The organism is Streptomyces sp. NPDC090106, from assembly GCF_044747265.1.
Lineage (GTDB): Bacteria > Actinomycetota > Actinomycetes > Streptomycetales > Streptomycetaceae > Streptomyces.
On record NZ_JBIVDS010000008.1, the window covers coordinates 431,684 to 457,556 of the forward strand.

Annotated in this window: 24 protein-coding genes; 15 read left to right on the top strand and 9 right to left on the bottom strand. The window is 72.3% G+C overall.

Going from position 1 to position 25,873, the window contains the following annotated elements:
- The first annotated feature begins 35 nt into the window (after nucleotides 1–35).
- Nucleotides 36–1,532 carry an SDR family NAD(P)-dependent oxidoreductase gene (locus tag ACIPSE_RS27045; protein ID WP_401666959.1) on the top strand — a complete coding sequence of 499 codons (1,497 nt, stop codon included), beginning with the start codon at nucleotides 36–38 and terminating at the stop codon, nucleotides 1,530–1,532.
- A gap of 25 nt (nucleotides 1,533–1,557) precedes the next feature.
- On the opposite strand, the gene ACIPSE_RS27050 is transcribed toward ACIPSE_RS27045, so the two are convergent.
- The 3 genes from ACIPSE_RS27050 to ACIPSE_RS27060 form a co-directional block, all read right to left on the bottom strand.
- Nucleotides 1,558–1,782, bottom strand: coding sequence for a hypothetical protein (locus ACIPSE_RS27050; protein ID WP_401666962.1), 225 nt, complete (start codon nucleotides 1,780–1,782; stop codon nucleotides 1,558–1,560).
- Between the two features lie 95 nt (nucleotides 1,783–1,877).
- Complete coding sequence (locus tag ACIPSE_RS27055; RefSeq protein ID WP_401666965.1) at nucleotides 1,878–2,687, bottom strand: SDR family oxidoreductase; 810 nt, start codon at nucleotides 2,685–2,687, stop codon at nucleotides 1,878–1,880.
- A 25-nt stretch (nucleotides 2,688–2,712) separates the two neighbouring features.
- Nucleotides 2,713–3,108: a hypothetical protein gene (locus ACIPSE_RS27060; protein WP_401666967.1), complete on the bottom strand. Its 396-nt coding sequence runs from the start codon at nucleotides 3,106–3,108 to the stop codon at nucleotides 2,713–2,715.
- A gap of 472 nt (nucleotides 3,109–3,580) precedes the next feature.
- Between ACIPSE_RS27060 and ACIPSE_RS27065 the strand changes: the two genes are divergently transcribed.
- Nucleotides 3,581–3,754: a hypothetical protein gene (locus tag ACIPSE_RS27065; RefSeq protein ID WP_343243690.1), complete on the top strand. Its 174-nt coding sequence runs from the start codon at nucleotides 3,581–3,583 to the stop codon at nucleotides 3,752–3,754.
- A 128-nt stretch (nucleotides 3,755–3,882) separates the two neighbouring features.
- Here the strand turns inward: ACIPSE_RS27065 and ACIPSE_RS27070 are convergent, their stop codons facing one another.
- A complete protein-coding gene (locus ACIPSE_RS27070; protein ID WP_401666970.1) occupies nucleotides 3,883–5,226 on the bottom strand; it encodes an amidase in 1,344 nt (447 codons plus the stop codon).
- A 267-nt stretch (nucleotides 5,227–5,493) separates the two neighbouring features.
- On the opposite strand from ACIPSE_RS27070, the gene ACIPSE_RS27075 reads away from it, so the two are divergent.
- Both ACIPSE_RS27075 and ACIPSE_RS27080 read left to right on the top strand, forming a co-directional pair.
- A complete protein-coding gene (locus tag ACIPSE_RS27075) occupies nucleotides 5,494–7,347 on the top strand; it encodes a family 20 glycosylhydrolase (RefSeq protein WP_401666972.1) in 1,854 nt (617 codons plus the stop codon).
- A 14-nt stretch (nucleotides 7,348–7,361) separates the two neighbouring features.
- Entirely contained in the window at nucleotides 7,362–8,921 is a 1,560-nt protein-coding gene (locus ACIPSE_RS27080) for an alpha-L-fucosidase (RefSeq protein WP_401666975.1), read from the top strand.
- Between the two features lie 7 nt (nucleotides 8,922–8,928).
- Here the strand turns inward: ACIPSE_RS27080 and ACIPSE_RS27085 are convergent, their stop codons facing one another.
- On the bottom strand, nucleotides 8,929–9,630 hold the full coding sequence (locus ACIPSE_RS27085; protein WP_401666978.1) for a FadR/GntR family transcriptional regulator: 702 nt from the start codon (nucleotides 9,628–9,630) through the stop codon (nucleotides 8,929–8,931).
- A gap of 181 nt (nucleotides 9,631–9,811) precedes the next feature.
- Between ACIPSE_RS27085 and ACIPSE_RS27090 the strand changes: the two genes are divergently transcribed.
- Genes ACIPSE_RS27090 through ACIPSE_RS27125 form a run of 8 tightly spaced genes read left to right on the top strand, consistent with a single transcriptional unit; the run spans nucleotide 9,812 to nucleotide 17,717 of the window.
- On the top strand, nucleotides 9,812–10,900 hold the full coding sequence (locus ACIPSE_RS27090) for a sugar ABC transporter substrate-binding protein (RefSeq protein ID WP_401666981.1): 1,089 nt from the start codon (nucleotides 9,812–9,814) through the stop codon (nucleotides 10,898–10,900).
- Nucleotides 10,897–12,390 (top strand): sugar ABC transporter ATP-binding protein, encoded by a 1,494-nt coding sequence (locus tag ACIPSE_RS27095; RefSeq protein ID WP_401666983.1) that lies wholly within the window; start codon nucleotides 10,897–10,899, stop codon nucleotides 12,388–12,390. Before ACIPSE_RS27090 ends, ACIPSE_RS27095 begins: the two co-directional genes overlap by 4 nt.
- Nucleotides 12,383–13,408, top strand: coding sequence for an ABC transporter permease (locus tag ACIPSE_RS27100; protein WP_401666985.1), 1,026 nt, complete (start codon nucleotides 12,383–12,385; stop codon nucleotides 13,406–13,408). Before ACIPSE_RS27095 ends, ACIPSE_RS27100 begins: the two co-directional genes overlap by 8 nt.
- A 33-nt stretch (nucleotides 13,409–13,441) precedes the next feature.
- A complete protein-coding gene (locus tag ACIPSE_RS27105) occupies nucleotides 13,442–14,848 on the top strand; it encodes an enolase C-terminal domain-like protein (RefSeq protein ID WP_401666988.1) in 1,407 nt (468 codons plus the stop codon).
- Entirely contained in the window at nucleotides 14,845–15,600 is a 756-nt protein-coding gene (locus ACIPSE_RS27110; RefSeq protein WP_401666990.1) for an SDR family NAD(P)-dependent oxidoreductase, read from the top strand. Before ACIPSE_RS27105 ends, ACIPSE_RS27110 begins: the two co-directional genes overlap by 4 nt.
- Nucleotides 15,597–16,556: an aldo/keto reductase gene (locus ACIPSE_RS27115; protein ID WP_401666992.1), complete on the top strand. Its 960-nt coding sequence runs from the start codon at nucleotides 15,597–15,599 to the stop codon at nucleotides 16,554–16,556. Before ACIPSE_RS27110 ends, ACIPSE_RS27115 begins: the two co-directional genes overlap by 4 nt.
- A gap of 22 nt (nucleotides 16,557–16,578) precedes the next feature.
- Nucleotides 16,579–16,893, top strand: coding sequence for an L-rhamnose mutarotase (locus ACIPSE_RS27120; protein WP_401666995.1), 315 nt, complete (start codon nucleotides 16,579–16,581; stop codon nucleotides 16,891–16,893).
- Nucleotides 16,890–17,717: an amidohydrolase family protein gene (locus tag ACIPSE_RS27125; RefSeq protein ID WP_401666997.1), complete on the top strand. Its 828-nt coding sequence runs from the start codon at nucleotides 16,890–16,892 to the stop codon at nucleotides 17,715–17,717. The genes ACIPSE_RS27120 and ACIPSE_RS27125 overlap by 4 nt, the downstream gene beginning before the upstream one ends.
- On the opposite strand, the gene ACIPSE_RS27130 is transcribed toward ACIPSE_RS27125, so the two are convergent.
- Complete coding sequence (locus ACIPSE_RS27130) at nucleotides 17,705–19,132, bottom strand: lipase maturation factor family protein (RefSeq protein WP_401666999.1); 1,428 nt, start codon at nucleotides 19,130–19,132, stop codon at nucleotides 17,705–17,707. The genes ACIPSE_RS27125 and ACIPSE_RS27130 overlap by 13 nt on opposite strands.
- Nucleotides 19,133–19,266: 134 nt before the next feature.
- Here ACIPSE_RS27130 and ACIPSE_RS27135 point away from each other — a divergent pair, with 134 nt between their 5' ends.
- Genes ACIPSE_RS27135 through ACIPSE_RS27145 form a run of 3 tightly spaced genes read left to right on the top strand, consistent with a single transcriptional unit; the run spans nucleotide 19,267 to nucleotide 23,577 of the window.
- Nucleotides 19,267–20,541, top strand: a complete 1,275-nt coding sequence (locus ACIPSE_RS27135) for a DUF6777 domain-containing protein (protein ID WP_401667001.1) — start codon at nucleotides 19,267–19,269, stop codon at nucleotides 20,539–20,541.
- Between the two features lie 59 nt (nucleotides 20,542–20,600).
- Complete coding sequence (locus tag ACIPSE_RS27140; RefSeq protein ID WP_401667003.1) at nucleotides 20,601–22,691, top strand: SpoIIE family protein phosphatase; 2,091 nt, start codon at nucleotides 20,601–20,603, stop codon at nucleotides 22,689–22,691.
- A gap of 22 nt (nucleotides 22,692–22,713) precedes the next feature.
- On the top strand, nucleotides 22,714–23,577 hold the full coding sequence (locus ACIPSE_RS27145) for an Fpg/Nei family DNA glycosylase (protein ID WP_401667006.1): 864 nt from the start codon (nucleotides 22,714–22,716) through the stop codon (nucleotides 23,575–23,577).
- Between the two features lie 90 nt (nucleotides 23,578–23,667).
- On the opposite strand, the gene ACIPSE_RS27150 is transcribed toward ACIPSE_RS27145, so the two are convergent.
- The 3 genes from ACIPSE_RS27150 to ACIPSE_RS27160 form a co-directional block, all read right to left on the bottom strand.
- Nucleotides 23,668–24,327, bottom strand: a complete 660-nt coding sequence (locus ACIPSE_RS27150) for a zf-HC2 domain-containing protein (RefSeq protein WP_401667009.1) — start codon at nucleotides 24,325–24,327, stop codon at nucleotides 23,668–23,670.
- Between the two features lie 193 nt (nucleotides 24,328–24,520).
- Nucleotides 24,521–25,036: a hypothetical protein gene (locus tag ACIPSE_RS27155; RefSeq protein ID WP_401667011.1), complete on the bottom strand. Its 516-nt coding sequence runs from the start codon at nucleotides 25,034–25,036 to the stop codon at nucleotides 24,521–24,523.
- Nucleotides 25,037–25,185: 149 nt separating this feature from the next.
- The gene (locus tag ACIPSE_RS27160; RefSeq protein ID WP_401667014.1) at nucleotides 25,186–25,734 is read right to left on the bottom strand and encodes a sigma-70 family RNA polymerase sigma factor; all 549 of its coding nucleotides are present in this window, start codon (nucleotides 25,732–25,734) and stop codon (nucleotides 25,186–25,188) included.
- Between the last annotated feature and the right edge of the window lie 139 nt (nucleotides 25,735–25,873).

Below are 25,873 nucleotides of genomic sequence, written 5' to 3' on the forward strand. Positions count from 1 at the left end.
GAGCGCCGCACGGGGCAGCAGGGAACGGCAGCGCGATGACGGTGACAGAGGACGGCCCGGCGACGGCCACGGACGAGGTCGTGCACGGGCCCGGCATCGACCCCGAGCGGCTCGCCGTGTGCCTCAGCGTGCTCGACGAACTCGACGAGCTGGATGTCGACCACCCCGACGCGATCGCCGTGCGCCGGGCCACCGCGGGCATCTACCGCACGGTCAAGCAGCGCCGCCGCCAGGAGCGCCGGGCCGCCAAGACCGCGCACGACAAGGCCGTCACCGAGGCGACCGCGACCGGCTCCGCGCAGCGCATCGACGACGAGACCGAGGGGCTGCTGCCGTCCTCGAACACCGAGGAGGGCCGGGTCGCCGGGATACTCCAGCGCCCCCGCTCCTGCTACACCTGCAAGACCCGGTACGTCGAGGTCGACTACTTCTACCACCAGCTCTGTCCGGACTGCGCCCGGCTGAACCGCGCCAAGCGCGACGCCCGCGTCGACCTCACCGGCAAGCGCGCCCTGCTCACCGGCGGTCGCGCCAAGATCGGCATGTACATCGCGCTCAGGCTGCTGCGGGACGGCGCGCACACCACGATCACCACGCGCTTCCCCAAGGACGCCATCCGCCGCTTCACGGCCATGGACGACTCCGCGCAGTGGCTGCACCGCCTGGAGGTCGTCGGCATCGACCTGCGCGACCCGGCCCAGTCCGTCGCCCTCGCCGAGCAGATCGCCGAGGCGGGCCCGCTCGACATCCTCGTGAACAACGCGACGCAGACCGTCCGCCGGCTGCCCTCCGCGTACGCCGCCCTGGTCGAGGGCGAGAGCGCCCCGCTGCCCGCCGGGGAACTCCCCGCCCACCACGTGATCGGCGCCTTCGGCTCCGGCGCCGTCGACGGACTGGCCTCGCTGCCCGCCGGGATCTCCGGCATCGACGCCCAGCAGGTCGCCGACCTCGCCCTGGTCGCGGGCAACGCCAGCGTCGCCCGGCACCTCGACGGCACGGCGATCGACGCGGGCGGTCTGGTGCCCGACGTCGTCGACTCCAACACCTGGGTGCAGACCATCGACCAGATCTCCCCGGTGGAGCTCCTGGAGACCCAGCTCTGCAACTACACCTCGCCGTTCATCCTGATCAGCGCCCTGCGCCCGGCCATGGCCGCCGCCGCGAAGAGGGCGGGCAGCGGGCGGGCGTACGTCGTGAACGTCTCCGCGATGGAGGGCGTCTTCGGCCGCGGCTACAAGGGTGCGGGCCACCCCAACACCAACGCCGCCAAGGCGGCCATGAACATGGTCACCCGGACCAGCGCGCAGGAGATGTTCCAGAGCGACGGCATCCTCATGACGTCCGTCGACACCGGCTGGATCACCGACGAACGCCCTCACTACGACAAGCTCCGCCTCGCCGAGGAGGGCTTCCACGCCCCGCTCGACCTGGTCGACGGCGCGGCCCGCGTCTACGACCCGATCGTGCGCGGCGAGCAGGGCGAGGACGTGTACGGCGTCTTCCTCAAGGACTACGAACCCGGCAAGTGGTGACCCGCCGGCCGTGACGAGCGCCCCGTCAGAAGCCGGGGCGCCCCGCGTTGTCGGCGAGGTCGGACCAGGCGATCCCGATCAGCAGGGCGGCCACGCCGACGAGCACGACGCCGAGCGCGAGCGCGTAGAACAGGACGGTCCGGGCCAGGTCGCCGTGCTCCGCCGCCGTACGCGCGCGGCGCGGCGGCGGCGCTGGCGGCAGGGGCGGCTGCGCGGCGGGAGGGACGGGCTGCTCGGCGGGCTGACTCATGTCTGCCACCTTCTCGATGAGGCATCTGCGCTGGGGTGACACCACATCCCACGATGTCACCGGCCCGGACCCGCTGCCATGTGTGCGGCGACGGGTCAGCGGGCGTCGTCCGCGGCCGGTCCGCCCGCCCTGAGCCGGTCGTGCACCGCGTATCCGCCCGGGCGGGCCGCGCGGACGCGGGTTCCGCCGTCCACCAGCAGATCCGCCCCGGTGATCCACTCCGCCGCGTCCGACACGAGCCACACCACGGCCCGGGCCACGTCCTCCGGTTCCCCGATCCGGCCGAGCGGCAGCCCCGCCGCGACCTCCGCCTCGCCCGGCTCCCAGACGAACCGGGCCAGGTCGGTGCGGACGAGCCCGGGGGAGACGGAGTTGACCCGGACCCGCGGGGCCAGTTCGCCCGCCAGCTGCCGGGTGAGATGCAGCAGGGCCGCCTTGGTGGTGCCGTACGCCCCCACGTGCGGGCCGGTATGGGTGGCGCCCTCCGTGCAGACGTTCACCACCGCGCCGCCGTGCTCCCGCATCCACGCCTCCCACACGCACCGCACGAGACGCAGCGGGGCCTCGACGTTCACCGTGAACGCGGCCCGCCAGGCGTCCGGGTCGACCTCCATGAGGGGGCCGTACGGCTGGTTCGTCGCGGCGTTGTTGACGACGACGTCGATCCGGCCGAACGCGTCCAGGGCCAGCCGGGTGAGCGACCGCAGATGAGCGGGGTCGGCCACGTCACCGGCCAGCCCGACGCCGTCCAGTGCGCCGGCGGTCCTGCGCACCTCGGTGGCGTCCCGCGCGGTCACGCACACCCGGGCGCCCGCGGCGGCCAGCCCCTCGGCGACCGCCCGCCCGATGCCCCGGGTACCGCCCGTGACGAGCGCCGCCCTGCCCTTGAGGTCCTGCGGTGTCATCGCCGTACCGTCTCATGACGGACCGTCAGTCGACAGTCCTGAGAGGGGAGTTCCGGGCCGCGACCAGCTCCAGGACGGTACGCCAGTCCTCCAGGACCCCGGCGTCGAAGACGGTGGCACGGCTCTCCTCGTCGGCCAGCCGCAGGCGGGTCAGGTCGTCGTCGCCGGCCGGGCCGCGGCGGCGGACGAGACGGTGGACGCGGTCGCCGAGCAGGGTCCGCACGGCGTCGGCCGCGTGCTCGTGACTGCGGAGCCCGTCGCCGGGGCACAGGAGTTGCCCGACGCACTGCACCAGCCCGGCGACCTGGAGCTCCTTGTCGGCGGGGCGGCCCCGGCGCAGCAGCGCGGCGGTCCGCAGCGCGTGCTGATGCCGGCAGGCGTACAGCAGATCCATCAGCTCCTCGACACTGCGCAGCTCCATGCGTCGGTCCTCCCGCCGGACAGGCCGTTGCCGTCCGCCAGCAGATCATGGCCGCCTTGCGAATCGGCCAACAGGACCTGAACTGCGCGACGAGGGCGCGGGTTCCTCGAAGGCGTGCGCGGTGACTGTAGGCCGAACGGGTGAGGTGTCCGCCGGGTCATCATGTGACAAAACGGGGCAGGAACTGCTTAATCAATACGGGGGACTTGCAATGGTTACCCCATGTTTTCAGCCCCATCGAGCGGACCCCCGCTCATTTGGTTAATCTGTAGCCGACGGACAGCAGTACGGGGTCCCACCCACACCCACGGTCCGTCCCGGAGCAAGCCGATCACCGCGGTCTGTTCTCGTACGAGTTGCCGGCGCCACCGCGCTCGAACTGTTTTCGACTCACACCCGAGCGGGCGTCCGGCACCAGGTCGCACACTGGTGGGCATGCCCCGAGGGTGACCCGACACATAAGGAGTGCGCGGTGACACCAGAGAAGACGAATCGCGAGCAGCGCCCCAAGGAACGCACGGAGCGAGCCGGACGCAGGCCCGGCCAGCTCGGCAGCCTCGACGTGTGGGCGCGCTCCGCCCCCATCCGCCTCGCCGGATACGAGGACGACCTCGCCGAGCCCCACATCCTGCCCAGCGTGGACTGACGGGCCCTCGCGTTCGCCGCCGGCATGGGCGTGCGAGACCTCCACGCCCATGCTCGATCAGGTCGGATGAGATCCGATCAGCATCAGTGTCAGGAGCAGGATGCTGATCGGCATCAGGTCAGGTCCGATCAGTCCAGGGGAGCCGTCCGCTCCCAGGGACGCAGCCTCTCCAGTTGTTCCGCCACCTCCAGCAGCAGCGCCTCGGATCCCGGGCGCCCCACCAGCTGTACGGCGGTGGGGGCGCCGGACGGCAGGGTCCCGAAGGGGACCGCCATCGCCGGCCAGCCCGTGAGGTTCCAGGGCGGGGTCATGGGCGAGTAGTTCGTGTTGGCCAGCACGTTGCGGAGCCAGCCCCGCTCGTGCCAGGGGGCCGACTTGGGGGAGCGGCGGGCCAGCGCCGGAGTGAGCAGCACGTCGTGCTCGCCGAAGAACGGCTCCAGCCGCGCCCGCAGCTCCGCACGGCCGCGTCCTTCGCTCACCCTCGCCACGAAACGCCGCCCGATCGCCGCGTGCACCCGGGTGCGGCGCGTCAGCAGCGCCGGGTCCAGCTCCCGTGCGTCCACCGAGGTGCCCGCCGTCCAGTGCGCGAGCGACGTGAGACTCAGCGACATCGGATACGACGGGTCGGCCCGCCGCACCTGATGGCCCGCCTTCATCAGCGCCTCGCCCGCCGCCCGCGCGGCACCGCGGTAGGGCTCGGTGACGGCGATCCCGGCCAGGGGGCTGCGCAGGGACAGCGCGATCCGGCGCATGCCCGGCTCGGCCGCCCGCGCGAACCCGTTCTCCGCGAGGACCTCCAGCATCAGCCGCGTGTCCTCGACCGTCGTCGCCAGCGGACCGTTCTCCGACATGCCGAACCAGTCGCCGTCGCCGACACCGGCCGGGACCACGCCGTGACCGGGCTTGATGGTGACCAGACCGCAGTTGGCGGCCGGGATGCGCAGGGACCCCATGCCGTCGTTGCCGAGCGCGATCGGCACCAGGCCGGCGGCGACCGCCGCCGCGCTCCCGCCCGACGAGCCGCCCGCCGTGCGGGTCAGGTCCCAGGGATTGCGGGCGGTGCCGTGCACCCCCTCCGTCGTGCCGAAGACGCACAGTTCGGGGACGTTGGTCAGGCCCACCACCACGGCGCCCGCCGCGCGCAGCCGGGCCACCGTCACATGGTCCTCGTCGGCGGGCGTGTCCGGGGTGGCCGCCGAGCCGACCCGCTTGGACTCGCCGCGCACCGCGAGGTTGTCCTTCACCGCGACCGGCACGCCCGCGAGGGGCAGCCCGGTCAGATCGTCCCGGGCGCCCACCTCGTCGGCCTCGGTCAGCGCCGCCTCGGCCCGCACCGCGCGGAAGGCCCCCACGCGCGGGTCGACCCGCTCGATCCTGGCGAGATGCTCGGCCACCACCTCCCGGGGTGTGACCCGCTTCTCCCGCACGGCGGCGGCGATCTCGGCGGCGGTCCTGCCGGTCCAGCGGGTCACGGTCTCTCCTCGCGGGGCGTGTCGAACGGATGCGTACCGGCGGGTACGTAGGGAGAACTGTGCCCCGGACACGGCGCCGCGTCGAGGGGCGATCCTGGTTGGACATTCGCGTGGCTGTTGTTGGACTTTTCGCGATCCGGCCCGCAAGGACCCGCAGGTCATCGGATCAATAGCTCAACTCGGCCCCCATCCGGTTCCGTTGACAGCCTCCGGTGCCCGGCCAATCATCAGTCATCTCATCAGTCATCCGATGAATGGGAGTGGCGAGTGAGAGCATTTCCTGGACGTCAGATCCTCGGCGCCGTCGCCGCGGTGCTGGCCCTGCTCCTGGCGGCGGTCCCCGCGACCGCACGGCAGCAGACCGAGCCGTCGCCGGCCCCGCCGCCGTCGACGGTCCCCGCCCTCACCGACTGGACCCCGAGGGCGGGACGTTACGAGTTCGGCCGCGGCACCCGGATCGTGGCCGGCACCCCGGCCGGGCGGCGGGTCGCCCGCACCCTCGCCGACGACCTGCGCGCCGCCGGACACGGCACCGTCCCGGTGACCGACCACGGTGCCCGCGGCGGGGACATCGTCATCGACGTACGGCCGTCCCGGTCCTCGCTCGGCGCCGAAGGGTACGAACTCGGCGCGGGCCAGCGGCTGTCGGTGACCGGCGCGACCGAGACCGGCGCCTTCTACGGCACCCGCACCCTGCTCCAGCTCCTCGCCCAGGGCGACCGGATCCCCGCCGGACGCACCGTCGACGTGCCGCGCTACGCGGAACGCGGGGTCGGGGTGTGCGCGTGCTACATCCACATCACCGTGGACTGGCTGGAGAACCTGGTCCGCGAGATGGCGTACCACAAGCTCAACCAGCTGCTCCTGGAACTCAAGGTGAAGAGCGACACCCACCCCGAGGCCAACACCTGGGGCTACTACACCAAGGACGAGATACGGCACCTCGTCGCCCTCGGCGAGAAGTACCACGTCGAGATCGTCCCCGAGATCAACTCCCCGGGCCACATGGACCCGTGGATCGAGAACCGCCCCGACCTCCAGCTCACCGACGCCGACGGCGCCAGGCAGCCCGCCCGCCTCGACGTCACCCAGGACGCCGCCTTCGACTACTACACCAGCCTCGTCGACGAGTACGCCGAGGTCTTCACCGCCCCGGACTGGCACATGGGCGCCGACGAGTACATGCTCGGCTCCGACTTCGCCAAGTACCCGCAGATGCTCGCGTACGCGCAGGACAAGTACGGCCCCGGAGCCACCCCGCAGGACGCCTTCGTCGACTTCGTCAACCGGGTCCACGCCTACGCCGCCGCGCACGGCAAGCGGCTGCGCATCTGGAACGACGGGCTCACCGGGGCCAGCACGGTCCCCGTGGCGACGGGCGGCACGACCGTCGAGCACTGGCTGAACGTCGCCGTGAAGCCCAGTCAACTGCGCGCGCAGGGCTACCCGTTGATGAACGCCTCCTACTCCCTCTACCTCATCCGCGGCGGCTTCCACAGCGACACCGAGGGCCTGTACGACCAGAGCTGGGACCCACGCAGCTTCGAGGGCGAGAAGCTCGCCTCCGCCGAGGGCGTCACCGGCGCGAAGATCAGCCTCTGGCCGGACAACGGACGCGGCGAGACCGAGAACGAGGTCGCCGTGCGGCTCTGGCCCGCCCTGCGCCACCTCGCCCAGGCCACCTGGGGCGACCCGCACCCCGACCCCACCTACGCCGGGTTCACCGCACGCGGCACGGCCGTCGGGCACGCGCCGGGATGGCGGGACCTGACCCGGACCCCGCTCGCGGACGGCACCCGCACCTTCACCGCGGACGGCGTGAGCTTCACCGCCGACGTCACCCGCACCGCCGACGGCTACCTCACGCTGCGCGGCCAGGACGGCTGCCTCGCGGTGAGCGGTGGGAAGCTCACCCTCAACGTGCCGCTCCAGCCGGGCGTCCGGGCCACCTGGGACACCTGCGCCGCCGGATCCACGCTCCAGCGCTGGCAGGTGAGGCCCGTCGCGGGCGGACACCTGCTCGTCAACGCCATCACCCAGATGTCCCTGGCCGTCGTCGACGGCCGCGTCGTGCAGTACCCGCCGGACCAGCACCCGCCCGCCGTCTGGCACTTGAGCTGAGGAGCCGCACCCCCATGTCCGTCTCCCGACGTGTCTTCGTCACCGCGGCCGGCGCCGTCGCCGCCACCGGTCTGCCCGTACCCGCCCTCGCCGCCCCTTCCCCCGCCGGGCAGTCCGGCTCCTCCGGGGAGTCCGGGCAGCGCGTCGCCGTCAGCCCCGACGACACTCCCGAGGACCTCGTTCGCAAGGCCTCCCAAGTCCGGCCCACCGCACGGCAGATCGCCTGGCAGGACCTGGAGCGCACCGCCTTCCTGCACTTCGGCGTGAACACCTTCACCGGCCTGGAGTGGGGCACCGGCGACGAGGACCCCGACGTCTTCCAGCCCGCCGGCCTCGACACCGACCAGTGGGCCCGCGCCCTGCGGGACGGCGGCTTCCGGCTCGCCATCCTCACCGTCAAGCACCACGACGGCTTCGTCCTCTACCCCTCCCGGTACTCCGACCACACGGTGGCGTCCAGCAGTTGGCGCGACGGGCAGGGCGACGTCCTGCGCTCCTTCGCCGACTCCATGCGCCGCCACGGCATCAAGGTCGGCGTGTACATCTCGCCCGCCGACGAGAACCAGTACCTCCACGGCGTGTACGCCAACGGCAGCGCACGCGCCGACCGGACCGTCCCGACCCTGGTGGAGGGCGACGACCGCTCACCCGAGCGGACCTTCACCCTCCCCGCCACCGACTACGGCGCCCATATGCTCAACCAGCTCCACGAGGTCCTCACCGAGTACGGCCCGGTCGACGAGGTCTGGTTCGACGGCGCCCAGGGCCGCATCCCGCCGGACAAGGTCGAGAAGTACGACTGGGACAGCTGGTACGCCCTGGTCCGCGCCCTCGCCCCGGACGCCGTCATCGCCGTCTCCGGCCCCGATGTCCGCTGGGTCGGCAACGAGGGCGGGCTCGCCCGCGAGGACGAGTGGAGCGTCGTACCGGTCCAGGAGAAGGACTACGGCCGCACCGACTACGCCCTCGCCTACGACGCCCCTGACCAGGGCAGCCGTGCCGCTCTGGTCCGGGCGCAGCCCGTGGCGGACTGGCTCCAGTGGTGGCCCGCCGAATGCGATGTGTCCATCCGTGACGGCTGGTTCTACCACGCCGACCAACAGCCCAAGACGGTCGAGCAGTTGACCGACATCTACTTCCGCTCGGTCGGCCGCAACTCCGTGCTCCTGCTCAACATCCCGCCGGACACGGACGGTCGGCTGCCCGCCGCGGACGTGACCCGGCTGCGCGAGTTCCGCGAACGCGTGGACCGCGAACTCCCCTGGGACCTCGCCCGCGGCGCCCGGACCACCGTCGGGCCCGACGCCGTCACCCTCGACCTCGGCGGCTTGCGCACCGTGGACCGCATCCGCCTGGCCGAGGACGTCCGGCACGGCCAGCAGATCGAGACCTTCGTCGTCGAGGCCCACCGCGACGGCGCCTGGAGCCAGGTCGCCGCGGCCGGCACGATCGGCGCGAGCCGCATCCTCCTCCTGCCCCAGGCCGTCCGGGCCCGGCGCTGGCGGGTGCGGGTGACGGGCGCGCGGGGAGCGGTGCGCATCGCACGCTTCGAGCTCCACAAATCCGCGCAGTGAACGGGGCCTAGCCCTCGCTGAGTTGCGTGCGCAGCCACTGCTCCACCTCGCCGACGTGGGCCGCCGCTGCCGCCCGGGCCGCTTCCGGGTCGTGGGCGAGCAGCGCGCGGTGGATGGCGGCGTGCTCGCGGCGGGTGCGCTCGAAGGCTCCCTCCTCCTGGTAGCCGCGCCAGACGCGGGCGCGGAAGGTGCGGGAGGAGAGACCTTCGAGGATCGCGGCCATGGTGTCGTTGCCCGCCGCGGCGGCGATCTCGCGGTGGAAGGCGAGGTCGTGGGCGAGGATCTCCTCGGGATCGTCGGTCGCGTTCATGGCGGTGAGGTGCTTCTCGACCTCCGCCAGCTGGTCCGGGGTGATCCGCGCGGCGGCCAGCGCGGTCGCCGTGGACTCCAGGATGCGGCGGACCTCCAGGAGTTCCACCAGGCGCGGGCCCCGGGAGAGGTCGGCGACCACACCGAAGGTCTCCAGGAGGTCGCCGGCCTCCAGCCGCGTGACGTAGATGCCCGATCCGTGCCGTGCCTCCAGCACGCCCAGCACCGTCAGCGCGCGGATCGCCTCCCGCATCGAACTGCGGGAGATGCCCAGTTGGGCCGCCAGATCACGTTCCGTGGGCAGTCGCTGCCCGGGCTCCAGGCTGCCCTGGGCGATCATCGCCTTGATCTGCTCGATCGCCCGTCCGGTCACCGTGGCCTTCTGCGGAGTCTCCTCCACGCCGCCCTCCTCCGCTCGCCCTGGGCGGAAGTCTAACCATCGAGGTGGTCCGACCACTATGGCCGGATCTCCGGGAAATTCCGTGTCGGAGGGTGTTGTGGAGCCAAAGTGGTCTGATAAATATTCCGCAACTGCTCGAACACGTTCGACGACTCGATCACGCTCGACGAGGAGCTGACTGATGACCGGCTGGACAGTGCGGAACGGGTGGCGCGGCAAGCGGAGGTCCCCATGGGCGACACGGACGGCGGTCGCCGTCGTGTGCGCCGGGCTCACGCTCACGGCCTGCGGCAGTACGAAGGACACGGGAGGATCGACCGCGGCCGGAGGTGACGGCGACGGCAAGGTCGGGGTGATCCTGCCCCTGCTGACCTCGCCGTTCTGGCAGTCGTACAACGACTACGTCCCCGAGATGGCGAAGTCCGAGGACGTCGACGCGCTGAAGACCGTCAACTCCAACAGTGATCCCTCGCAGCAGATCACCGACATCAACACCCAGCTCAACCAGGGTGTTTCGGGACTCGTCGTGGCCCCCCTGGACAGCGCCGCCATCGAGGCTGGCCTGGACCAGGCCGAGCGCAAGGGCGTCCCCGTGGTCGCCGTGGACGTCGCCCCCGACAAGGGCAAGGTCGCGATGGTGGTGCGGGCCGACAACGTCGCCTACGGCGAGAAGGCCTGCCAGTACCTCGGCGAACACGTCGGCTCCGGCAAGGTCGTCCAGATCATGGGCGACCTCGCGTCCGTCAACGGCCGTGACCGCTCGGAGGCGTTCCGCGCCTGCGTGAAGAAGGACTTCCCGAAGCTGAAGGTCCTGGAGATCCCCGCCAAGTGGGAGTCCGACACCGCCGCATCCAAGCTCGACACCCTCCTCAACGCCAACCCCGACATCAAGGGCATCTACCTGCAGGCCGGCGGCGTCTACCTCGCGCCGACCCTCCAGACCCTGAAGTCGAAGGGCATGCTGAAGACGGCGGGGGAGTCCGGGCACATCGCGATCGTCTCCAACGACGGCATCCCGCAGGAGTACGACGCGATCCGCAAGGGCGAGATCGACGCCACCGTCTCCCAGCCCGCCGACCTCTACGCCAAGTACGGCATGTACTACATCAAGGCCGCGATGCAGGGGAAGACGTTCCAGCCCGGCCCCACCGACCACGACTCGACGATCGTGAAGCTGCCCAGCGGCATCCTGGAGGACCAGCTGCCCGCGCCCCTGGTCACCAAGGACAACGTCGACGACCCCGGCCTGTGGGGCAACACGGTCCGATGACGACCGCCCTCGTCGAAGCGCACGGCGTCGTCAAGCGCTACGGATCCACCACCGCCCTCGCCGACGGCCGACTCACCGTCCTGCCCGGCGAGTCCCACGCCCTCGTCGGCCGCAACGGCGCCGGCAAGTCCACGCTGGTCACCCTCCTCACCGGCCTCCAGGCACCCGACGAGGGCACGGTCCGCTTCGACGGCGAACCCGCCCCCGCCCTCGCCGACCGGGACGCCTGGCGCCGCAAGGTCGCCTGCGTGTACCAGAAGCCGACCGTCGTCCCCGAACTCACCGTCGCCGAGAACCTGTTCATCAACCGGCAGCCCCTCAGCAACGGGTTCATCAGCTGGCGCCGGCTGCGCGCACGGGCCGCCGAACTCCTCGGCACCTGGGACATCCACGTCGACCCCGACGCCCGCACCGGCGACCTCAAGGTCGAGGACCGTCACATGGTCGAGATCGCCCGCGCGCTGAGCTTCGGCGCCCGGTTCATCGTCCTCGACGAGCCGACCGCCCAGCTCGACAAACGGGAGATCGAACGCCTCTTCACCCGGATGCGGGCCCTTCAGGAGTCCGGGGTGACCTTCCTGTTCATCTCGCACCACCTCCAGGAGGTCTACGAGGTCTGCCAGACCGTCACCGTCCTCAGGGACGCCCGCTGGATCACCACCGCGCCCGTCGCCGATCTGCCCAGGAGCGCCCTGGTGGAGGCGATGGCGGGCGAGGCGGTCACCGAACGCGCCGCCCGGGGCGGGGCGATGGAGGAGGACGCCGGGCCGGTGCTGCTGGACGTCCGGGGGCTCAGCTCGGACGCCTACGACGACGTCGACCTCACCGTCCGCCGCGGCGAGGTCGTCGGCCTCGCCGGGATCAGCGGCAGCGGCAAGACCGAACTCGCCGAGTCGCTCACCGGACTGCACACCCCGACCGGCGGCACCGCCCGGCTCGACGGCGTGCCTCTCCCGTTCGGCGACGTCCGGGCCGCGCTGAGGGCCGGCGTCGGCTGCGTGCCACGCGACCGGCACACCCAGGGGCTGGTCCACGGGATGTCCATCGGCGACAACGCCACCATGAGCGTCCTGGACCGGCTCGGCCGCCACGGCTTCGTCGGCGGCGACCGCAGACGCCGCTTCACCGGCGAGCTGATCCAGCGCCTCGACATCCACGCCGAGGGCCCCGACCAGCCCGTCTCCGACCTGTCCGGCGGCAACGCGCAGAAGGTCGTCATGGCCCGCGCCCTCGCCTCCGACCCCCGGCTCCTCGTCCTCATCAACCCCACCGCGGGCGTCGACGTGAAGTCCAAGGAGTCCCTCCTCGCCCACGTGGACAGCGCCCGCGAGAACGGCACCGCCGTCCTCGTCGTCTCCGACGAACTCGACGACCTGCGCCGCTGCGACCGCGTCCTCGTCCTCTTCCACGGCCGTGTCGTCGCCGAGCACCCCGCGGGCTGGCACGACCACGAGCTGATCGCCTCCATCGAAGGAGTGGACCATGGCTGACACCAAGGCTCCGCCCGTCAAGCAGCTCAGGATGCCCGAGACCCGCGCGGCCCGCGCCGTCCTGCTGCGCCGCGCCCGCGAACTCGCCCTCGTCCCGGCCCTGTTGCTGCTGATGGTGCTCGGCGCGGTCGTCAACGACTCGTTCCTCACCGAACGCAACCTGATCTCCGTCCTCGGCGCCTCCGCGGCCCTCGCCATGGTGGTGCTCGCGGAGTCGCTCGTCCTGATCACCGGCAAGTTCGACCTGTCCCTGGAGTCGGTCGTCGGCATCGCTCCCGCCATCGGCGCGCTCCTCGTGCTCCCCGCCGCCGCCTCCGGCTGGGGCACCGAACTCCCCGCCCCGCTCGCCCTGCTGGCCGTCCTGCTCGTCGGCGCGGCGGTCGGCGCCTTCAACGGCGTCCTCGTCGTCACGTTCAAGCTCAACGCGTTCATCGTGACGCTCGCGATGCTGATCGTGCTGCGCGGACTGCTCGTCGGGGCGACCAAGGGCAAGACCCTCTTCGGCATGCCCGACAGCTTCTACTCCCTGGCCACCACCACCTTCCTCGGCATCCCGATGTCCGTGTGGCTCGCCGCCGTCGCCTTCGCCGTCGCCGGGTTCGTCCTCAAGTACCACCGCGTCGGCCGCGCCCTGTACGCCATCGGTGGCAACCCCGACGCGGCCCGCGCCGCCGGAATCCGCGTCGAGCGCGTGATGCTCGGTGTGTTCGTCGTCGCGGGCACCCTCGCCGCCGCCGGCGGCATCATCCAGACCGGGTACGTCGGCGCGATCAGCGCCAACCAGGGCAACAACATGATCTTCACCGTGTTCGCGGCGGCCGTCATCGGCGGCATCAGCCTCGACGGCGGCCGGGGCACCATGTTCGGCGCGCTGACCGGCGTCCTCCTGCTCGGCGTCGTCCAGAACCTGCTCACCCTCGCCCAGGTGCCGTCCTTCTGGATCCAGGCCATCTACGGCGGGATCATCCTCGTCGCCCTGATGATCGCCCGCGTCACCACCGGCCGCGCCCAGGACTGAGCCCCGCCCCTGTCACCTACCGAAAGGACCTCCGTGTCCCCGACCCCCGGCCCCCCTTCCCGTGTCATCGCGGTCGACACCCACGACATCCGCTTCCCCACCTCGCGCGAGCTCGACGGCTCCGACGCGATGAACCCGGACCCCGACTACTCGGCCGCCTACGTCGTGCTGCGCACCGACGCCGCCGACGGCCACGAGGGGCACGGCTTCAGCTTCACCATCGGGCGGGGCAACGAGGTCCAGGTGGCCGCCATCCACGCGCTGCGGCACCACGTGGTCGGACGGGACGTCGACGAGCTGTGCGCCGACCCGGGGACCCTCAACCGCGACCTGATCGGCGACAGCCAACTGCGCTGGCTGGGCCCCGAGAAGGGCGTGATGCACATGGCGATCGGCGCGGTCGTCAACGCCGTCTGGGATCTCGCCGCCAAGCGCGCCGCGAAGCCCCTGTGGCGCCTCCTCGCCGAGGCCGAACCCGCCTGGCTGGTACGGCAGATCGACTTCCGCTACCTCACCGACGCGCTCACCCCCGACGAGGCCCTGGACCTGCTGACCCGCGGACGGGAGGGCGCCGCCGAGCGCACCGCCGCCCTCCTCGACCGCGGCTACCCCGCCTACACCACCTCGCCGGGCTGGCTCGGCTACGACGACGAGAAGCTCACCCGGCTCGCCGCGCAGGCCGTCGCCGACGGCTTCCGCCAGATCAAACTGAAGGTGGGAGCCGACCTCGACGACGACATCCGCAGGTGCCGGGTGGCCCGCCGGGTCGTCGGCCCCGGCATCCGCATGGCCGTCGACGCCAACCAGCGCTGGGACGTGGACGAGGCGATCCGCTGGACCGAGGCGCTCGCCGAGTTCGACCCGTACTGGATCGAGGAACCCACCAGCCCCGACGACGTCCTCGGCCACGCCGCGATCCGCGCGGCCGTACGGCCCGTCAAGGTCGCCACCGGCGAACACGTGCAGAACCGGGTCGTGTTCAAACAGCTCCTCCAGGCCGGCGCCCTCGACGTCGTCCAGATCGACGCGGCCCGCGTCGGCGGCGTCAACGAGAACCTGGCCATCCTGCTCCTCGCCGCCAAGTTCGGCGTCCCGGTCTGCCCCCACGCGGGCGGCGTCGGACTGTGCGAACTTGTCCAGCACCTCTCGATGTTCGACTACGTCACCCTCTCCGGCACCACCGAGGACCGCGTCATCGAGTACGTCGACCACCTGCACGACCACTTCCTCGACCCGGTGGTCGTCCGGGAGGGTCACTACACGGCACCCGCCGCCCCGGGCTTCTCCGCCGCCATGCGACCGGAGTCGATCGCCCGGTACACCTACCCGGACGGCGCCTTCTGGGCCGCCGACCTCGCCGAACAGAAGAACCTCGCCGAACAGCAGCCACCCGCCGGACAGGACCGGCTCACCGGACGGAAGAAGGGGCACGCCGCATGACCGACTTCGAAGGGCTCAGGGCCCTGGTGACCGGCGGCGCCTCCGGCATCGGCCGGGCGAGCGCCGGACTCCTCGCGGCGCGCGGCGCCCGGGTCGCCGTCCTCGACCTCGACCCGTCGTCCGTGACCGCGCCCCTGCTCGGCTTCGAGGCCGACGTCAGCGACGACACCTCCGTCCGCGAGGCCGTCGCCGCCGCCGTGGAGGCGCTCGGCGGACTCGACGTCCTGGTCAACAACGCCGGGATCGGCGCCCAGGGCACCGTCGAGGACAACGACGACGACGAGTGGCGGCGCGTCATGGACGTCAACGTCCTCGGCATGGTCCGCACGGCCCGCGCCGCGCTCCCGCACCTGCGGGACTCCGCGCACGCCGCGATCGTCAACACCTGCTCCATCGCCGCCACCGCGGGCCTGCCGCAACGCGCCCTGTACAGCGCGACCAAGGGGGCGGTGCTCTCGCTCACCCTCGCCATGGCCGCCGACCACGTCCGCGAGGGCGTCCGCGTCAACTGCGTCAACCCCGGTACGGCCGACACCCCCTGGGTCGGCCGCCTCCTGGACAGCGCCCCCGACCCGGCCGCCGAACGCGCCGCGCTGGAGGCCCGGCAGCCCACCGGCCGGCTGGTCTCGGCCGACGAGGTCGCGGGCGCCATCGCCTATCTGGCGAGCCCGCTGTCCGGGGCGACCACCGGCACCGCCCTCGCGGTCGACGGCGGCATGCAGGGACTGCGACTGCGTCCGGCCGGCCGGTGAGCGCCGCGCGCACCCCCGCCCGCCTCGGCCTCGGCACCGCCGCGCTGGGCAACCTCTACACGCGGATCAGCGACGAACAGGCCCACGCGACGGTCACCGCGGCCTGGGACCTGGGCATCCGCTCCTACGACACCGCGCCCCACTACGGACTCGGCCTCTCCGAACGCCGCCTCGGCGCCGCCCTGCGCGAGCACCCGCGCGAGCGGTACACCGTGTCCACGAAAGTCGGCCGACGCCTGGAGCCGTCCCCCGACACCGGCGGCGACGACCTCGCGAACGGCTTCGCCGTACCCGCCACCCACCGCAGGGTCTGGGACTTCACCGCCGACGGCGTACGGCGGAGCCTCGACGCCAGCCTGGAACGCCTCGGCCTCGACCACGTCGACACCGTCTATCTGCACGACCCCGACGACCACGCCGAACAGGCCTTCCGCGAGGGCTATCCGGCCCTGGAGAAGCTCCGCGCCGAGGGCGTCGTCCGCGCGATAGGCGCCGGCATGAACCAGTCCGCGATGCTCGCCCGCTTCGTCCGCGACACCGACGTCGACGTGGTGCTGTGCGCGGGCCGCTACACCCTCCTCGACCGGAGCGCCCTCGCCGACCTGCTCCCCGCGGCCCTCGCCAAGGGCACCTCCGTCGTCGTCGGCGGCGCCTTCAACTCCGGCCTGCTCGCCGACCCGGGGCCGGGCGCGACGTACGACTACGCGGCGGCGCCGGGGGAGTTGCTCGACCGGGCGCTGCGGATGAAGGAGGCCGCCGAACGGCACGGCGTCACCCTGCGGGCCGCCGCGCTGGCCTTCTGCGCGGCCCACCCGGCGGTCACCGACGTCCTCGTCGGCGCCCGCTCCCCGGCCGAGGTCGACGACTGCGCCGACCAGTTCGCCACCGCCGTCCCCGACGCCCTGTGGCGGGACCTGCGGGCCGCGGGACTTGTGGACGACTTGGAACCGTCATGAGAGCCGATGAGGAGTCGCCGTCATGAGAGTGGCCCTGCACACCAAGGTCCGCGCGGACCGCGTCGACGCCTACGAGGCCGCCCACCGCGAGGTCCCGGCGGAACTCACCGCCGCGATCCGCGCCGCCGGTGCCACCTCCTGGACGATCTGGCGCAGCGGCACCGACCTCTTCCACGTCCTGGAGTGCGAGGACTATGCCCGGCTCCTCGCCGAGCTGGAGCAACTGCCCGTGAACGTCGCCTGGCAGGCCAGGATGGCGCAGCTCCTGGACGTCGTGCACGACTACACGACCGAGGGCGCCGGCGCCGAACTGCCCGTGGTGTGGGAGCTGCCGTGACCGTCGTCGACGCCCACCACCACCTCTGGGACCTGTCCGTCCGCGACCAGGACTGGATCCCCGAAGGCAGCCCGATCCGGAGGGACTTCACCGTCGACGACCTCACCGCCGAGGTGACGGCGGCCGGCGTCGACCGCACCGTCCTCGTCCAGACGGTCACCGTCGCCGAGGAGACCCCCGAGTTCCTCGCCCTCGCCGACGGCCACGACCTGATCGCGGGCGTCGTCGGCTGGACCGACCTCACCCGCCCCGACGTGGCCGACGAACTGGCCCGGCTCCGGGAGCTGCCCGGCGGACACCTCCTCAAGGGCATCCGGCACCAGGTGCAGGGCGAGCCCGATCCCCAGTGGCTGCTGCGGCCCGACGTACGGCGCGGCCTGACCGCCGTCGCCGACGCCGGACTCGTCTACGACCTGGTCGTCCTCGCCCGCCAGCTGCCCGCCTGCGTCGAGGCGGCGGGCGCGCTCCCCGGACTCACCTTCGTCCTCGACCACCTGGGCAAGCCGCCGATCGCCTCCGGCCGACCGGAACCCTGGGCCCGCGCCGTCCGGGCCCTGGCCGCGCACCCCAACACGGTCTGCAAACTCTCCGGCCTGGTCACCGAGGCCGACCCCGCGGGCTGGACCGTCGAGGACCTGCGCCCCTACGCCGACGTCGTGCTCGACGCGTTCGGCCCGGACCGGCTGATGTACGGCTCGGACTGGCCGGTGTGCCGCCTCGCGGGCACGACGTACGGCGAAACGCTGGACATCGCGCGGGAGGTGGCGGGCGAGGAGGACCCGCGGATCTTCGGGGGGACCGCCGTGCGCGTCTACGGTCTGTGAACCTGCCCGGCGAGCCGGGTCGGCGGCAGGAACTCGCGTACGTACGTCCGGTCCCAGCAGGCCCCCGTCTCCCTCAACTCCCGCCAGGTCGTGTACCGGTAGCGGAAGAGGCGGGCGCGCACGTACCGCGGCGGGGAGCCCGGCGGGAACGGTGAGCGGCGCAGGAGGCGCAGGGTGGCGGGGTCGTTCTCCAGGAGCCGTTCCACCAGGGTGGCGAACCAGGACTGCGCGTAGCCGGGCGACAGGGCCGCGAACCACATCAGCCAGTCGAGCCGCAGATGGTACGGGGCGAACTGGCGCGGCCAGCGCCTCGGATCGCCCGGCTTCCCCTTGAACTCGTACTCCCGCCAGTCCGAGTCCGGGCGCGGCACCTCGTCCGCCGTGCCCTCGACGACCACCTCGTGGCGGACCCGGCTGACGCTGCCGAACGCCCCGTAGGTGTTGACCAGATGGAGCGGGTCGAAGGAACGGTTCATGACCTGGCGGCGGGAGACCATGTTGGCCACCGGGCGACCGCTCAGTCCCACGAGGAGCACCGCCACCGCGAGGACCACGGCCTCGAACCAGAGCGGGCTGTCCGGCGCCCGCGCGGAACCGCCGGACGACGGGAAGCGGACCGCCGACAGCGCCAGCGCGATCGTGATCCAGTTCAGCCAGGAGAAGTTGCCCGACAGCACCAGCCACAGCTGCGTCACGATCATCAGCGAGGCGGCGGCCGTCGCGACCGGCTGCGGGGTGAACAGCAGGAACGGCACCACGAGTTGGGTGACATGGTTCGCCGCCGCCTCCACCCGGTGCACGGGCCGCGGCAGACGGTGGAAGAACCAGCTCAGCGGCCCGGGCATCGGCTGTGTCTCGTGATGGTGGCAGAGGCAGGTCAGCTGCCGCCAGCAGGCGTCCCCGCGCATCTTGATCAGCCCCGCCCCGAACTCCACCCGGAACAGGACCCAGCGCAGCAGGAACAGCACCACGACCGGCGGGGCCACCTCGTCGTTGCCGAGGAACACCGCGAGGAAGCCCACCTCGAGGAGCAGCGACTCCCAGCCGAACGCGTACCAGGTCTGGCCCACGTTGACGATCGACAGGTACAGCGCCCATGGCACCAGCCACAGCATCATGGCCGCCCACAGCGGCAGCAGCGCGTCCGCCCCGGCCAGCAGCGCAGCCGACACCGCGCAGCCCGACCAGGCGCAGAGCGCGAAGAACCGGTCCGAGTAGTGGAGTCGGAACAGGCCCGGTGCCGCCCGGAACGGCGTCCGCGCGAGATACCGGGGGACCGGAAGCAGGCCCCGCTCCCCGAGCAGCGCCCGGAACTGGAGGGCCGCCGTGAGGAACGCGACGAGGTACACACCGGCCAGGGCCCGCTGGAACACCAGCCGGCTCAGCCCGTACCCGGGTGCGGTGAACCAGTCCACGGTCCGCCCTCCTGCCTCCATTGTCGCGCCGGAGCCCTCCGTCACCCAGCGTGCCCGCCGTCCCGGCTTGCGTGACCCGTGCGAGTGAAGCAGACAATGGTCACGAACTGCCCGGTACGAAGCGGGAGAACGTGGTGCGCACATCCACCGGAACCCTCGTCACGGCCTGCGCCCTCTCGGCGGCGATCGCGGTCGCCGGATGCGGCGGCGACGGTGACCAGGGCACCAGATCCAGCGGTGAGGTCTTCCTCCAGCCGGTCGCGGCCCAGGGCCCCGACCCGTTCACGGACTCCACCGCCACCTCCGCGGCCGAACCGTCCGCCGTCACCCGAACGCAGCAACCGCCCCCGTCCGGGCGGAGCGGCACCACGCGCTCCGTGTCCGGCGCGACCCCCGGCCTGTACGGCGGCGCGGCACGGGTCAGCAGCTGCGACGTGAACCGGCAGATCGGCCATCTCGCCGCCGACCGCGCCCGGGGACGGGCCTTCGCGCGGGCCGCGGGCGTGGAGCAGGCGTCGGTCGCGGGCTATCTGCGCTCCCTCACCCCGGTCGTGCTGCGCGCCGACACCCGTGTCACCAACCACGGCTACCGCGCCGGGAAGGTCACCGGCTACCAGTCCGTCCTCCAGACCGGGACCGCCGTCCTCGTCGACAACCGGGGCGTGCCCCGGGTCCGCTGCGCCTGCGGCAACCCGCTCACCCCCGCGACGGCGACCCGGGGCGAGCCCGGCACCCGGGGCCGGGCCTGGTCCGGCTACCGGCACGACCGGGTGATCGTGGTGACCCCCGCGCCCAGGACCGTCACGAACATCACGATCATCGACGTCGTCGAGAACACCTGGATCGAGCGGCGCTGCGGCCACGACGTGCGGTACGACCACGTCGTCCCGCGCCCGGTCGTCCCCCTCACCCCCACCCCGACGCCCACCGGGCCCACGCCCGCCGGCCCCACGCCGTCGCCCTCGACGCCGAGCCCGTCCGACAGCCTCACCGGGACGAGCCCGGGCACGGAGACGCCGTCCGCCTCCGAGGACGAGCGGCTGACCGACCCGACCGCTCCCACGTCGCCGGAGTTCCCGACCGACGTGCCCGAGAGCGTCCCCGGCACGGTGCCCGCCCCCGACCTGCCCTCCGGCGAGAGCTCCGAGACCTCCGAGAACCCAGAGACCTCCGAGAACCCCGAGACCTCCGACGGGCCGGACGGGTTCGAGGAGTCCGAGGAGTCGGATGAGTCCGAGGAGCCCGGGACGCCCACGGACACCGGGGAGGAGATCGGCCCCGAGACCGTGCCCGAGACCCCCGACCTGCCCGACGGCGGCGGTCTGATCCCGGACGACACCGGGTCGCCCGAGGAGCCGACCGGTACCGGCGGCGTCCTCGGCAGCCCCACCGACGTCTTCGCGAGCTGACCGCCTCCGGCCGATCCGTCGGAGTCGAAGAATCGGACAAATCCTGGCAAGGTGGGCCCATGGTTGATCGGGGAGCGAGCGCCCTGTCACTCCCGGACGACTGGCCCGCCCACCCGGACCCGATCCTGGCGCTCAACCGCATGGGCAGCTTCGACTGGGACCTGGACAACGGTCTGTTCCACATGGACGCCCAGGCCCACGAGGTCTTCGACCTGCGCCCCGACGAATACGACGGTCACCCCGAGTCCCTCGGCAGCCGCGTCCCGGCCCCCGAGGGGTTCCGCCTCGACGGGCTGGTCTCCCAGGCGCTGAAGGACGGCAGCGAGAACTACGGCACCTATTTCCGCATCCGCACCCGTGACGGGCGGCTGCGCTGGACCCACACCCAGGGCTACATCCGGCGCGACGAGACGGGACGCCCACGCCGGATCGTCGGCATCGTCCGCGACGCCACCCAGGAGATCGAGGACCTCAGCGTCCGCCACCGGCAGCGCACCGGCCAGGACGAGGCGCTGCGCGACCAGACCAACGTCGTCCAGCTCACCACGGCCGCCCTGGCCTACGCCCGGACCGTCGACGACGTCATCGACGTCCTCAAGGACACCCACGGCCTCATCCACCTCGGCGCCACCAGCCTGGTCATGGGCCTGACCGAGGCGGGCCGGATCCGGCTGATCGCGGAGGGCCCCGCGGGCAGCTTCGTCCCCGGCACCGACGTCACCCGGATCGACGAGCCGTACCCGATGAGCGAGGTCGTACGGACCCTGACCCCGCGGTTCATCGAGTCCGCCGAGGAATTCGCCGAGCGCTACCCGATCCTGTGGCCGCACATCACCGGCCTGGACATCACCTCCGCCGCCTACCTCCCGCTGATCGCCCAGGCCCGGCCCATCGGCGCCATGGGCCTGCTCTACAGCGACCGCCGCGGCTTCACCTCCGAGGAGCGCAACGTGCTCGTCGCCCTCGGCAGCAGCATCGCGCAGAGCCTCCAGCGGGCCATGTTCTACGAGCAGGAGAAAGACCTCGCCTCCGGACTCCAGCAGGCCATGCTGCCGCGCACCATCCCCAGCGTGCGCGGCGCCGACGTCGCCGTCCGCTACCGCGCCGGGTCCGCCGCGGGCTCCCTGGGCCGGGACATCGGCGGCGACTGGTACGACCTGATCCCGCTGCCCGGCGGCCGGGTCGGCGCCGTGATCGGCGACGTCCAGGGGCACGACACCCACGCCGCCGCCGTCATGGGCCAGCTGCGGATCGTGCTGCGCGCCTACGCCGCCGAGGGCCACACCCCGGCGACCGTGATGGCCCGCGCCTCCGTCTTCCTCCACGAACTGGACACCGACCGCTTCGCGACCTGCCTGTACGCCGAGGCGGACCTGGCCACCGGAGTCGTCCAGGTCGTCCGCGCCGGCCACATCGACCCCCTGGTCCGGCAGGCCGACGGCCACTGCCGCCGGGTCTCCGTGGAGGGCGGCCTGCCCCTCGGCCTGTCCGCCGAGTTCGGCCGCCTCGAATACCCGGTCGGCACGATCGAGCTGGACCCCGGCCACACCCTCCTGCTCTGCACCGACGGCCTCGTCGAACAGCCCGGCGCCGACCTCGACGACGGCATGCGGACCCTCACCGCGCTCATCTCCACCGGTCCCGCCGACGTCCGCGACCTCGCCGACCGGCTCATCGACGTCGCCGAGGAGCGCGGCGGCGACGACGACGTGGCCCTGCTCCTGCTGCGCCGCCGGGGCGCCGACGTCACCGAGGCGGGCGGACGCCTCCAGCAGCACGTGGCGCCCGGCGACCCCGAGGCGCTCACCGAGGCCCGGCACATGATCCGCGCCGCGGTGCGGGCCTGGGGCGACCGGGACCGCGCCGACGAGATCGAGCTGGTCGCCGACGAGCTGATCACCAACGCCCTCATGCACACCGAGGGCTCCGCGATCGTCACCCTGAGGGTCCTCGCCGGCGCCGACCGCAGGCTGCGCGTCGAGGTCGAGGACTCCTCCAGCGCCCTCCCGAGACGCCGCGACGCGGGGGAGTCCGGGGTCTCCGGGCGCGGTCTGCTCCTCGTCGACCTCCTCACCGACGGCTGGGGCGTGGAGGCCCGGGGCGGCGGCAAGTGCGTGTGGTGCGAGTTCGTGGTCCCGGGCCGCGGGTGACCGCCGGTGGCACCCTGGACATATGCCGGAACTCCCCGAGGTCGAAGCGCTCAAGGACTTCCTCACCGAGCACCTGGTCGGCCATGAGATCGTCCGCGTCCTCCCCGTCGCCATCAGCGTCCTGAAGACCTACGACCCTCCCCTGAGCGCCGTCGAGGGCCACGAGGTCGTGGCGGTGCGCCGGTACGGCAAGTTCCTCGACCTCGTCACCGACGGCGGCCCGCATCTCGTCACCCACCTCGCCCGCGCGGGCTGGCTGCACTGGAAGGACCTCCTCCCCAGCGGGATGCCCCGCCCCGGCAAGGGCCCCCTCGCCCTGCGGGTCGCCCTGGAGACCGGCGCCGGCTTCGACCTGACGGAGGCGGGCACCCAGAAGCGCCTCGCCGTGTACGTCGTGGGGGACCCGCTGGAGGTGCCCGGTGTCGCCCGCCTCGGCCCGGACCCGCTGGCCGGCGATTTCGACGAGGCCCGGCTCGCCGGACTCCTCAAGGACGAGCGCCGGCAGCTCAAGGGCGCGCTGCGCGACCAGGGACTGATCGCCGGGGTCGGCAACGCGTACAGCGACGAGATCCTGCACGCCGCGAAGATGTCGCCCTTCAAGCTCGCCGCCTCCCTCACCCCCGAGGAGAGCGCACGCCTGTACGAGGCCCTGCGCGCCACGCTCACCGACGCCGTCGAACGCTCGCGCGGGGTCGCCGCCGGACGTCTGAAGGCGGAGAAGAAGAGCGGCCTGCGCGTCCACGGCCGGACCGGCGAACCCTGCCCCGTGTGCGGCGACACGATCCGCGAGGTGTCCTTCAGCGACTCCTCGCTCCAGTACTGCCCCACCTGCCAGACCGGCGGCAAGCCCCTCGCCGACCGCAGGATGTCCCGGCTGCTCAAGTAGCGGAGAGCAGCAGCGGAAGGACGAGACCGGCCCTGGTGCGCTTGTGCATGCGGGGAGTCGCGGGTGCTCGGCCAGGGGACGTGGGGGTGATCAGCCGGAGGACTTGAGGGTGATCAGGCGTTCGCCGTCCGCCGAGCGCACCTCGTAGCCGGCGATCTGGTCGGCGTGGTACGACGAGGCGCCCTGCATGACGAGTTCGCGGGCGTCGTGGCGCGGGACGCTCCAGGTGGTGACGGTCTCCTCCGAGCCGTCCGCCGTCATGATCACCAGATGACAGGTGCGGGGCCCGGCCGCGTCCTTGACCTTCAGCTCCACATGGCTGCCCGAGTCGTCGTCCTCGGCGGTCACCTGCGCCCAGACACCGGACTTCTCGTCCGTCGCGGTGACCCGTACGGCGGTGCCCCCCTCTCCGCCCTGGGTGAGCGCCACGACACCGGAGCCGCCCACCGCGAGGGCCACGCTCGCGGCGAGGCCGAACAGGAACCGGCGCCGCCCGGCGCGGCGTTTGGACGCCACCTCGGTCAGCAGCCGGTCCAGCATCCGCGGACCCGGCTGGGCCATCGGGTGCACGAACCGTGGTGTCGAACGCCGGTAGAGCAGCAACTGGCGGGTTATGGGGCCGAATTCGGTGACGGAAGCCGCGCACCGAGGGCACTCCATGAGGTGGTCCTCGAAACGGAACGCGTCCGCCTCGTCCAGCACGCCGAGCGCGTACGCGGCGACGTCGCGATGCCTCTCCTGGGACCTCATGCGGAATCCTCGTGCCGTTGGGTGCGGGTGGGGTTACTCCTTGCTCCCACCCGTACGCACCGGACCGTCGAATCACTCAAGGCCTACACCGAATCGCAACCAAACGATTCGGAGCGGGACGGCAGGAGGATTGGTCCCGTTCGAAAAAAATCCGGACGGGATGCGTGCGGCGGTTCGAAGAGGCGTCGAACGGTCAGAACAGATGGATGGCCAGATGCCCGAGCGGAAGCCCCAACTGCCAAGCGGGCGTCCATACTTTGGGGCCCTCGTCCTCGCCGAACACGGGGCCGCCGCCCGGCACCGCGTTGAGGTCGGGAGCGAGCAGTTCGGTCTCCTGGAGCCAGCGCCAGGCCGCCGCCGCGAGGTCCAGATCGGGGTCGGGGCCGCCCGCGTCGATGGCCTCGGCGGCGAGCCGCGCCATGCGTTCGCGGACCCAGTCCTGCCAGGGCTGGTCGTACGCGGTCAGGGACAGCCAGGTCTCCAACTGGGAGACGACCCGGATGCCGGAGAGCTCGCCGTCGGTGTCGGACAGGAAGATGGTCAGGGCCAGCGCGTCGCGCCCGGCCCGGAACTCGAAGGACGTCGGCGGCATCAGATCGCCGGTGCGCAGCAGTTCGTCGGCGATGTACTCCGCGTACAACCAGGCCATGGGAACCGTGAGTTCACCACCGCCGGCGCCGTTCGTGCTCTCTTGACCTCTGTGCAGCATCCCGTCCTGCCTTCCTCCGGTGCGTCAGCGTCGCCCGATGCCGGGCCCGGGGCGTGAGGCCCCATCCGGAACACGGATAGAAGACAGCGGATTACTCAACCATGGTCCTCAGCAAGGCGGTTTGCCAATCCTTTGCTCTGGCATGGGTTTCATCGCAGGTCGGCCGCATAACCCGGCAGCACCCGGCGGAGGGCGCGCAGCGCGTAGTACGCGCGGGACTTCACCGTACCGGGTGGGATTCCTAGGGTTTCGGCTGCTTCCGCCACACTCGCCCCCTGGAAGTACACGAGCACCAGGACTTCGCGGTGCTCCGGAGTGAGTGTCTTCACAGCCTCGCGTACGTCCAGGGTCGCCGCCGCCCGCTCGGCGTGGTCCGCGCACACCCGCGCGTTCTCCAGGACCGCGTCCCCGACCTCCGCCGGACGCGCCTGCCGGGCCCGCCGCGCGTCGATCGCGAGGCGCCGTCCGACGGTCAGCAGCCACGGCCGCACCGAGTCGAAGTCGTCGGCACGCAGCGCCTCGGGATGCTGCCAGGCCCGTACGAGGGTCTCCTGCACCAGGTCCTCGGCGCGTTGCCGGTCTCCGTCGCACAGGCGCAGGAGCAGCGCGAAGAGGGGCCTGCCGTGCTCCCGCGTCAGTGCGGCGAGCTCGTGCTCGGCGGTCGTCCCGTTGATGAGTGTCGTCCCGGCGGCCGTCATGGCCGTATGGCACCGCAGGGCCGTCGTCAGGGACAGAGCGCGTACGTGGATCTGCGACGGGCGGTCGATCGCGTCGGCGAACGGTTCGTCGAACGGTTCCCTCCGCTCGGCCGCGCCCCGATCGAACGGTTCCCTCCCC

Bases quoted from the DNA above. Each gene is read 5' to 3' on its own strand.
- ACIPSE_RS27120 (WP_401666995.1), top strand. From the start codon at position 16,579: ATGAGAGTGGCCCTGCACACCAAGGTCCGCGCGGACCGCGTCGACGCC.
- ACIPSE_RS27150 (WP_401667009.1), bottom strand. From the start codon at position 24,327: ATGAGGTCCCAGGAGAGGCATCGCGACGTCGCCGCGTACGCGCTCGGC.
- ACIPSE_RS27100 (WP_401666985.1), top strand. From the start codon at position 12,383: ATGGCTGACACCAAGGCTCCGCCCGTCAAGCAGCTCAGGATGCCCGAG.
- ACIPSE_RS27080 (WP_401666975.1), top strand. From the start codon at position 7,362: ATGTCCGTCTCCCGACGTGTCTTCGTCACCGCGGCCGGCGCCGTCGCC.
- ACIPSE_RS27110 (WP_401666990.1), top strand. From the start codon at position 14,845: ATGACCGACTTCGAAGGGCTCAGGGCCCTGGTGACCGGCGGCGCCTCC.
- ACIPSE_RS27045 (WP_401666959.1), top strand. From the start codon at position 36: ATGACGGTGACAGAGGACGGCCCGGCGACGGCCACGGACGAGGTCGTG.
- ACIPSE_RS27090 (WP_401666981.1), top strand. From the start codon at position 9,812: ATGACCGGCTGGACAGTGCGGAACGGGTGGCGCGGCAAGCGGAGGTCC.
- ACIPSE_RS27095 (WP_401666983.1), top strand. From the start codon at position 10,897: ATGACGACCGCCCTCGTCGAAGCGCACGGCGTCGTCAAGCGCTACGGA.
- ACIPSE_RS27055 (WP_401666965.1), bottom strand. From the start codon at position 2,687: ATGACACCGCAGGACCTCAAGGGCAGGGCGGCGCTCGTCACGGGCGGT.
- ACIPSE_RS27145 (WP_401667006.1), top strand. From the start codon at position 22,714: ATGCCGGAACTCCCCGAGGTCGAAGCGCTCAAGGACTTCCTCACCGAG.
- ACIPSE_RS27160 (WP_401667014.1), bottom strand. From the start codon at position 25,734: ATGACGGCCGCCGGGACGACACTCATCAACGGGACGACCGCCGAGCAC.
- ACIPSE_RS27155 (WP_401667011.1), bottom strand. From the start codon at position 25,036: ATGCTGCACAGAGGTCAAGAGAGCACGAACGGCGCCGGCGGTGGTGAA.
- ACIPSE_RS27050 (WP_401666962.1), bottom strand. From the start codon at position 1,782: ATGAGTCAGCCCGCCGAGCAGCCCGTCCCTCCCGCCGCGCAGCCGCCC.
- ACIPSE_RS27140 (WP_401667003.1), top strand. From the start codon at position 20,601: ATGGTTGATCGGGGAGCGAGCGCCCTGTCACTCCCGGACGACTGGCCC.
- ACIPSE_RS27060 (WP_401666967.1), bottom strand. From the start codon at position 3,108: ATGGAGCTGCGCAGTGTCGAGGAGCTGATGGATCTGCTGTACGCCTGC.